Origin of the sequence: Pandoraea sp. B-6, from assembly GCF_000282835.1 — a bacterium.
GTDB lineage: Bacteria > Pseudomonadota > Gammaproteobacteria > Burkholderiales > Burkholderiaceae > Pandoraea > Pandoraea cepalis.
In genome coordinates, this window is record NZ_KB290539.1 from 21,521 (window position 1) to 30,048 (window position 8,528).

At 66.1% G+C, this 8,528-nt stretch carries 8 protein-coding genes; all 8 read left to right on the forward strand.

Going from position 1 to position 8,528, the window contains the following annotated elements; translation table 11 throughout:
- The first annotated feature begins 207 nt into the window (after positions 1 to 207).
- Positions 208 to 2,238 (forward strand): conjugal transfer protein TraG, encoded by a 2,031-nt coding sequence (locus tag A985_RS0116930; RefSeq protein WP_008642616.1) that lies wholly within the window; start codon positions 208 to 210, stop codon positions 2,236 to 2,238.
- A complete protein-coding gene (locus A985_RS0116935) occupies positions 2,235 to 2,690 on the forward strand; it encodes a ribbon-helix-helix protein, CopG family (RefSeq protein ID WP_008642617.1) in 456 nt (151 codons plus the stop codon). The genes A985_RS0116930 and A985_RS0116935 overlap by 4 nt, the downstream gene beginning before the upstream one ends.
- Positions 2,687 to 3,724 carry a P-type conjugative transfer ATPase TrbB gene (trbB, locus tag A985_RS0116940; RefSeq protein WP_008642618.1) on the forward strand — a complete coding sequence of 346 codons (1,038 nt, stop codon included), beginning with the start codon at positions 2,687 to 2,689 and terminating at the stop codon, positions 3,722 to 3,724. The genes A985_RS0116935 and trbB overlap by 4 nt, the downstream gene beginning before the upstream one ends.
- Entirely contained in the window at positions 3,721 to 4,104 is a 384-nt protein-coding gene (locus A985_RS0116945) for a TrbC/VirB2 family protein (protein ID WP_008642619.1), read from the forward strand. Before trbB ends, A985_RS0116945 begins: the two co-directional genes overlap by 4 nt.
- Entirely contained in the window at positions 4,101 to 4,385 is a 285-nt protein-coding gene (locus A985_RS0116950) for a VirB3 family type IV secretion system protein (RefSeq protein ID WP_008642620.1), read from the forward strand. Before A985_RS0116945 ends, A985_RS0116950 begins: the two co-directional genes overlap by 4 nt.
- A gap of 10 nt (positions 4,386 to 4,395) precedes the next feature.
- The gene (gene trbE, locus A985_RS0116955) at positions 4,396 to 6,843 is read left to right on the forward strand and encodes a conjugal transfer protein TrbE (RefSeq protein ID WP_008642621.1); all 2,448 of its coding nucleotides are present in this window, start codon (positions 4,396 to 4,398) and stop codon (positions 6,841 to 6,843) included.
- Positions 6,840 to 7,577, forward strand: coding sequence for a P-type conjugative transfer protein TrbJ (gene trbJ / locus A985_RS0116960; RefSeq protein ID WP_008642622.1), 738 nt, complete (start codon positions 6,840 to 6,842; stop codon positions 7,575 to 7,577). The genes trbE and trbJ overlap by 4 nt, the downstream gene beginning before the upstream one ends.
- A 12-nt stretch (positions 7,578 to 7,589) precedes the next feature.
- A partial coding sequence (trbL, locus tag A985_RS0116965) for a P-type conjugative transfer protein TrbL (protein WP_017234569.1) occupies positions 7,590 to 8,528 on the forward strand: 939 nt, incomplete at its 3' end.

An 8,528-nucleotide genomic window follows, 5' to 3' on the forward strand; every position in this document is an offset into this window, starting at 1 on the left:
CGTCGCGCTTCTGCGACAGCTTGCGCACTGTTACCTCGATACGCCGCAGCGCCTTTGTGCCTGCGGCATTTTTATTGTCTTCGCCACAGCAAGAACTATGGCTTTTTAAGCCTTAATCCCGGCGATTTCAGTCTTTGACCGGTACTCCCTATGGCATTGATCCTGATAGGGGCGGCACGTTGTTGTGCCGTTCTCGGAGGCAGGATCATGCAAGGGACGAACGTGCTGTTCGGTCAGATTGCCGTCGTATTCGGCATCGTGATCGCCGGAGTGTGGAGCGCCACGCAATGGACGGCAGCGGCTCTGGGGTACCAGCTACGCCTGGGATCGCCGTGGTTCGATTTCCTCGGCACGCCGGTCTATCACCCGTGGCGCCTGTTCGAGTGGTGGTTCTTCTTCGATGCCTACGCGCCGCATGTCTTCGACGTGGGCGGGGTCATTGCAGCGGGCAGTGGCCTGTTCGCGGTGCTGGTCGCCATCGGCATGTCGATCTGGCGCTCGCGCCAGTCCAAGCTGGTCACGACCTATGGCTCTGCGCGCTGGGCCAACGCGGAGGACATTCACAAAGCGGGCCTTGACCAGTCCGCGGGCGTGTTCCTCGGCCTGCATCGCCAGCAGTACCTGCGCCATGAAGGCCCGGAACACGTCCTGACCTTCGCGCCCACCCGCTCGGGCAAGGGTGTGGGCCTAGTGGTGCCGACCCTGCTGTCGTGGCCCGCATCCGCCGTCATCCACGACATCAAGGGCGAGAACTGGAGCATTACCGCAGGTTGGCGTTCGCGCTTCTCGCACTGCCTGCTGTTCAACCCGACGGATAGCCAGTCGGCGGCCTACAACCCGCTGCTCGAAGTGCGGCGCGGCGGGCATGAGGTGCGCGACGTGCAGAACATCGCGGACATCCTGGTCGATCCAGAAGGCGCACTGGAGCGGCGCAACCACTGGGAGAAGACTTCGCATGCGCTGCTGGTTGGAGCCATCCTGCATGTGCTCTACGCGGGCGAAGACAAGACGCTGCGCGGCGTGGCGAACTTCCTTTCCGATCCTGCCTGCCCATTCGATCTGACCTTGCACCGCATGATGACCACGCCCCACCTCGTGAATGAGGAGGGTGGTGGCCCGCATCCGGTGGTGGCTTCAGCGGCGCGCGAAGTGCTCAACAAGAGCGACAACGAGCGCTCGGGCGTGCTGTCCACGGCCATGTCGTTCTTGGGCCTCTACCGCGACCCTACGGTGGCCGAAGTCACGTCGCGCTGCGACTGGCGCATCGCTGACCTGATCGCGGCCGAGCATCCGGTGTCGCTGTACTTGGTGGTGCCGCCTTCGGACATTTCGCGGACGAAGCCGCTGATCCGCCTGATCCTCAACCAGATCGGGCGACGCCTCACCGAATCGCTTGACGGCTCCGATGGCATCGAGCGCCGCCACAAGCTGCTGCTGATGCTCGATGAATTCCCCGCGCTCGGGCGGCTGGATTTCTTCGAGACGGCGCTGGCCTTCATGGCGGGCTACGGCATCCGCAGCTTCCTGATCGCGCAGAGCCTGAACCAGATCGATAAGGCCTACGGCCAGAACCATTCGATCCTGGACAACTGCCATGTGCGCGTGACCTTCGCCACCAACGATGAGCGCACCGCCAAGCGGATATCCGAGACACTGGGAACCGCCACCGAACTGCGCGCGCAGCGCAACTATGCCGGCCATCGGCTCGCGCCCTGGCTGGGGCACCTCATGGTGTCACGGCAGGAGACAGCCCGCCCGCTGCTGACGGCCGGCGAAGTCATGCAGCTACCGCCCGACGAGGCGGTGGTGATGGTCTCCAGCGTGGCGCCGATCAAGGCCAGGAAGCTGCGCTACTACGCGGACGCCAACTTCAAGCGACGGGTGCTGCCGCCGCCGGTGCTCGCCGCGGGGCGCTATGCCGACGTGCCGCCGGCCCGTGCGGATGACTGGAGTGGGCTGGCGATTCCCGCCGTGCCCGTCGCACCGGCCGCGGCATCGGCCGATGGCCTGGAGCACCTGGGTTCGACCGATGACGGCGGCCCGCGCCGTCAGCCCGAACTCTCCGAGACCGTCGCCTACGACCCCGACCTGGTTGCGCCCGCAGCCGACCTCGGGCTGCTCGATGACGACGACATGCCTTTGCCTCTTTCGGTCTCCCTCCCGCGCCAGCTCGACCCGGCCCTGCAGCGCACGGCCCGGCTGGCATCCCTCGACCCTGACGACGGAATCGCGCTATGAGTCAGCACCGCTTGAATCTCTTCATCCAGCCCGAGCACGCCAGGCGGCTCGACGAACTGGCCGCCGCCAAGGGCGTGTCCAAGTCCAGCATCGTCGCGGCAGCGCTTGCATCGTGGCTGTCGCCCGACGCTGGCGACCAGCGCGAAGCCGCCATCGCCAAGCGACTGGATCGCCTGTCGCGCCACGCCGAGCGCCTGGAGCGCGACCAGAACATTGCCATCGAAACGCTGGCGCTGTTCATCCGCTACTTCCTGACCGTCAGCACACCTGTTCCCGAGGCCCATCAGGACGCCGCCCGCGCCCAGGGCAAGGCCCGCTTCGAGCAGTTTGTCGAACAGCTTGGCCGCCACCTGCTGCGTGGGCGCAGTCTGGTGCGCGACGTGGTGGACGAACTGAATCCCGATCCGATGCGGATGGCGGACACGGCCGAAGCACAGGAGCGAGCCTCATGAGCGCCGTTCCTTCCTCCTTCACGGCCACATCGCTGGATCGCCGCATCCAGATGCTGCGCACGGCAATGGGGCCGCTGATCGCTGCCGCGCTCGAAGACCCGGACGTGGTGGAAATCATGCTCAATCCCGACCGGACGCTCTGGGTGGATCGCCTGTCCACGGGCCGCGCGCCGATGGGCGTGGAGCTGTCCGAGGCCGATGGCGAACGCATCATCCGCCTCGTGGCTGCCCACGTCGGCGCCGAAGTGCATCGGGGTCAGCCACTGCTGACAGCCGAGCTGCCGGAAACCGGCGAACGCTTCGAGGGCATCCTGCCGCCCGCTGCACCGGGGCCAGCCTTCGCGCTGCGCAAGCGCGCCTTCGGCGTGATCCCGTTGTCGCGCTACATCGAGGACGGGATGATGACCGCCGCACAGGCGGGCCTGCTGGTGCGCGCTGTGCGCGAGCGCCAGAACATCCTGATCGCCGGTGGGACGAGTACCGGCAAGACCACCCTGGCCAATGCGTTGCTGGCCGAGATCGCCGCCACCGGCGACCGCGTGCTGGTGCTCGAAGACACGGTGGAGCTGCAATGCGCAGCCCGCGACCACGTACCGCTGCGCACACGCCAGGGCGTGGTGTCCATGACCGAGCTGGTGCGGTCTTCGATGCGCCTGCGCCCGGATCGTGTCGTCGTCGGCGAGGTGCGCGGCGCCGAGGCGCTGGATCTCATCAAGGTCTGGGGCACCGGCCATCCAGGCGGCGTCGCCACCATCCACGCCGGCTCCGCGCTGGGCGCATTGCTGCGCCTGGAGCAACTGATTCTCGAAGTGGCGGTGAACCCGCCCCGTGCGCTGATCGCGGAAGCGGTCAATGTGGTCATCCACATCGCCGGGCGCGGGCGCAAGCGCCGCATCGAGAGCATCGCCCGCGTCGTCGGCTTCGATGGCGTGGGCTACCAACTGGCGGATGCACTGGAGGCTCCATTCCCGGAGCTGCTGCCGCAGTCCGACCTTTCCTCCCCGTCCCCTGACCACTCTGGAGAACTGCCATGACGCAGATGATCGTTCCTGCTTTCCGTACTTCCGCAAATCCTCTTCGCCGGCCCGCGCGGCTGGATAACCTGGCTCGCCCGGCCATGCAAGGCTTGATGCTCGCGGCGCTGATGCTGCTGCTTGCGGGCACCGCCCAGGCCGCGGGTTCCTCGATGCCCTGGGAAGGGCCGCTGCAATCCATCCTCGAATCCATCCAGGGGCCGGTGGCCCGGATCATCGCGGTCATCATCATCATCGCCACGGGCCTGGCGCTGGCCTTCGGCGATACCTCGGGCGGGTTCCGCAAGCTGATCCAGATCGTCTTCGGTCTGTCGATCGCGTTTGCCGCGTCCTCGTTCTTCCTGTCGTTCTTCAGCTTCTCGGGCGGGGCCGTCGTATGAACGCGGCCCACGATGGCGTGCAGGGCTTCGCTCCCGGCTTTGAGGTGCCGCTGCATCGCTCGCTGACCGAGCCGATTTTGATGGGCGGCGCTCCGCGCACCGTGGCCATCACCAACGGCACCTTGGCCGCTGCCGTGGGCCTGGGCTTGCAGATGTGGATTCCCGGCGTGGTGCTCTGGATCGTCGGTCATGCGCTGGCGGTTTGGGGCGCGCGCGTCGATCCGCAGTTCATGCAGGTCTTCGCCCGCCACATCAAGCACCGGCCGCTGCTGGACGTGTGAGGGGAATGCCATGCTGAACCTTGCCGAATACCGCCAGCGGCCCGCATTGCTGGCCGACTGGCTGCCCTGGGCCGGGCTGGTTGCGCCGGGCGTCGTGCTGAACAAGGATGGCTCGTTCCAGCGCACGGCGCGCTTTCGTGGCCCCGACCTCGACAGTGCCACGCAGGGCGAGCTGATCTCTACGTCAGCACGATTGAACAACGCGTTGCGCAGGCTGGGTTCGGGCTGGGCCTTGTTCATCGAAGCCGAGCGCCGGCCCGCCGCCAACTACCCGCACTCGGAGTTTCCCGAGCCGCTGTCGTGGCTGGTAGACGAGGAACGCCGCGCCGCCTTCCAGGACTCGGGCAACCACTTCGAGAGCGGCTACCACCTGACGCTGATGTATCTGCCGCCCGAGGAGGCACGCGCCCGCGCGGCGGGCCTGCTCTACGAGAACCGTCCGACCGAAGGCGTGGACTGGCGCGAGCGCCTGACGGCCTTCGTCGCGGAAACGGATCGCATCTTTGACCTGCTCGATGGCGTGATGCCGGAGATCGCGTGGCTCGATGACAGCCAGACGCTGACCTACCTGCACTCGACCATCTCCACGCGGTGCTATCGCGTCGGTGTGCCGGAAGTGCCATTCCATCTCGATGCGCTGCTGGCCGATTCCGCGCTCATTGGCGGGCTGGCGCCCATGCTGGGCGATCAGCACCTGCGCGTGGCGACGGTGCGCGGCTTCCCGACCTCGACCTGGCCGGGGATTCTGGATGACCTCAACCGCCTCGGCTTTGCGTATCGCTGGTCAACCCGGTTCCTGTGCCTCGACAAAGCCGATGCGGAAAAGGAGCTTTCCCGCCTGCGCCGCCAATGGTTCGCCAAGCGCAAGAACGTCATCGCATTGCTGCGCGAAACCATCTTCCAGCAGGAAACCCCGCTGGTCGATACCGACGCGAGCAAAAAATCGGCGGATGCCGATGCGGCGTTGCAGGAGCTGGGCAGCGACCAAGTGGCCTTCGGCTATGTCACCACCACGGTGACGGTGCTCGATGCCGACCCGGCGAAGGCCGATGAGAAGCTGCGCATGGTGGAACGCGTCATCCAGGGGCGCGGCTTTGTGACGATCCCCGAAACGCTCAATGCCGTGGATGCCTGGCTATCGTCGATTCCGGGGCACGCCTACGCGAACGTGCGCCAGCCCATCATCTCGACGCTGAATCTGGCACATCTGATGCCGGTGTCCGCCGTATGGGCCGGGCCGGAGAAGAACGACCACCTCGACGGCCCGCCGCTGATCGTCACGCGCACCGAGGGGGCAACGCCGTTCCGGCTGGTGACGCACATTGGCGACGTGGGCCATACCTTGGTGGCCGGCCCCACGGGCATGGGCAAGTCGGTCTTGCTCGCCACCTTGGCGATGCAGTTCCGTCGTTATCGCGGCTCGCGCATCTTCGCCTTCGACATGGGGCGCTCGATGCGCGCCACCATCCTGGGCTTGGGCGGCGAGCACTACGACCTGGGCACGGATGGAGAAATTGCCTTCCAGCCGCTCGCCCGCATCGACCGCGAGGGCTATCGCACCTGGGCGGCCGAATGGCTCGAAGGCCGCTTGCGGCATGAGGGTGTCGCGGTCGGCCCCGACGAGAAGGTGGCCATCTGGTCGGCACTCGGCAGTCTCGCCGGTGCTCCGCTGGAGCAGCGCACGATGACCGGGCTTTCCGTCTTGCTGCAATCGAACGCACTGCGGCAAGCGCTGGCGCCCTATGTGCTAGGTGGCGCACACGGCAAGTTGCTGGATGCGGATTCGGATCGCCTGGGCGCTGGTTCCGTGCAGTGCTTCGAGATGGAGGAACTGATGCACAGCAAGGCCGCTGTCATGGCCGTGCTGCATTACCTCTTTGCGCGCTTCGATGAACGCTTTGACGGTGCGCCGACGCTGCTGATCCTCGACGAAGCGTGGCTGTTTCTCGATGACCCGGTGTTTGCGGCGCACATCCGCCAGTGGCTCAAGACGCTCAGGAAGAAGAACGTCAGCGTCATCTTTGCCACGCAGAGCCTGGCGGACATCAAGGATTCGAGCATCGCGCCGGCCATCATCGAGAGCTGCGCGAGCCGCATCTTCCTGCCCAACCCGCAGGCGACCGAGCCGCAGATTCGCACGATCTACGAAGGCTTCGGGCTCAACAGCCGCCAGATCGAGATCGTGGCGACTGCACAGCCCAAGCGGGACTACTACTACCAGTCGCGTCTCGGCAATCGCCTGTTCGACCTCGACCTGGGCGCCGCGACCTTGGCCTTCGCGGGTGCGTCCACGCCGCAAGACCAGCGCGACATCGACGCGGTGCTCGCTGCCGCCACCACCTCCACATCTTCCGCTTCCACCCCGTTCGCGGCCACCTGGCTGCGCCATCGCGGCCTGCATTGGGCCGCCGAACTGCTGTCCTCGTTTCCTTCCCACCCGCAGGAGAACTCACCATGAAAACCCGCATCCTTCCCGCCGCAATCGCCGCCGTCCTGACCGGCTCCCTGATGTTCGCCCAGCCCGCGGCGGCCCTCATCGTGTTCGATCCGTCCAACTTCGTGCAGAACATGCTGACGGCCATCCAGACGCTGCAGCAGCTCTACAACCAGATCAAGCAGTTGCAGAACGAGGCCAAGATGTTGGAGAACCAGGCGCGCAACCTGGCGAGCTTGCCATCCAGCGTGGTCGGTCAGTTGCGCGCCAACCTGGCGTTGACCCAGCGGCTGATCGACCAGGCCAAGGGCCTGGCCTACGACGTGACGAACATGGACAAGGAGTTCAAGCGCCTGTATCCCGAGCAGTACGCTGCCACCGTGAGCGGCGACCAGATGTACCGGGACACGCAGGAACGCTGGAAGAACACGCTCACCAGCCTGCAGACCGCGATGCAGATGCAGGCCCAGGCCTCGCAGAACCTCAAGGATGACGAGGCCGTGCTGGCTGACCTCGTGGGTAAGAGCCAATCGGCCGTGGGCGCGCTGCAAGCGATGCAGGCCATGAACCAGTTGCTGGCCCTGCAGGCCAAGCAGTCGATCCAGACGCAACGCTTGCAGCTCACGCAGGATCGCGCCGTATCGCTGGAGCAGGCGCGGCAGGCCGCGGCCACGGAGCGCGGGCGCGAAATCACGCGGCGCTTTCTGGGCTCTGGAACGCCATACACGCCGCACCCCGTCGATTTCTACAACCGCTGACGGGGCCGGGCCATGAACGACGTATCGGTCATCGACCGCTTTCTCGATGTTTTCTCGCGCTACATCGACTCGGGCTTTGGGCTGCTGCAGGGCGAGGTGGCGTTTCTGACAGCCACGCTGATCGTCATCGACATGACGCTCGCCGGACTGTTCTGGGCGATGGGCCATGCCAGCGGCCAGGGCGAGGACGTGATCGCCAAGCTGATCCGCAAGGTGCTCTATGTGGGCGCCTTCGCCTACATCATCGGCAACTTCAACATGCTCGCGGGCGTGGTGTTTCGCTCTTTCGCGGGGCTGGGCCTGACGGCCAGCGGTTCCAGCGTGAGCATGGGCAACTTCCTGCAGCCGGGGCGGCTGGCCAAGACCGGCATCGACGCGGCGGCCCCCATCCTGGAGCAGATCAAGCAGATGGCGGGCTTCCCGGAGGTGTTCGTCAACATCACCTCCATCGTGGTGCTGTTCCTCGCGTGGGGCATCGTCCTCCTGTGCTTCTTCGTGCTGGCGGTGCAGCTCTTCGTGACGCTGATCGAGTTCAAGCTGACCACGCTCGCGGGCTTCGTGTTGGTGCCGTTCGCCCTCTGGAACAAGACGGCGTTCCTGGCCGAGAAGGTGCTGGGCAATGTGGTGTCTTCGGGCATCAAGGTGCTGGTGCTCGCGGTCATCGTGGGGATCGGCACCGGGCTGTTTGCCGAGTTCAGGATTCCCGCAGGTGCCGAGCCCTCCATCGACCAGGCGCTGGTCATCATGCTGGCTTCGCTGTCCATGCTGGCCCTGGGCATCTTCGGGCCGGGCATTGCCACCGGGCTGGTGTCCGGCGGGCCACAGCTTGGAGCCGGTGCGATGGCCGGAGCAACGCTGGGGGCCGCAGGCGCTGCCATTGGCGTCGGGGCTGCGGCTGCTGGCGTCGGCAGCGCCGTGGCTGCAGGGGCGCGGATGGCACCTGGTGCAGCC

Excerpts from the sequence above, each read along its gene's own strand:
- A985_RS0116945 (WP_008642619.1), top strand. The coding sequence starts at position 3,721 with ATGACGCAGATGATCGTTCCTGCTTTCCGTACTTCCGCAAATCCTCTT.
- A985_RS0116950 (WP_008642620.1), top strand. The coding sequence starts at position 4,101 with ATGAACGCGGCCCACGATGGCGTGCAGGGCTTCGCTCCCGGCTTTGAG.
- trbJ (WP_008642622.1), top strand. The coding sequence starts at position 6,840 with ATGAAAACCCGCATCCTTCCCGCCGCAATCGCCGCCGTCCTGACCGGC.
- trbE (WP_008642621.1), top strand. The coding sequence starts at position 4,396 with ATGCTGAACCTTGCCGAATACCGCCAGCGGCCCGCATTGCTGGCCGAC.
- trbB (WP_008642618.1), top strand. The coding sequence starts at position 2,687 with ATGAGCGCCGTTCCTTCCTCCTTCACGGCCACATCGCTGGATCGCCGC.
- A985_RS0116930 (WP_008642616.1), top strand. The coding sequence starts at position 208 with ATGCAAGGGACGAACGTGCTGTTCGGTCAGATTGCCGTCGTATTCGGC.
- A985_RS0116935 (WP_008642617.1), top strand. The coding sequence starts at position 2,235 with ATGAGTCAGCACCGCTTGAATCTCTTCATCCAGCCCGAGCACGCCAGG.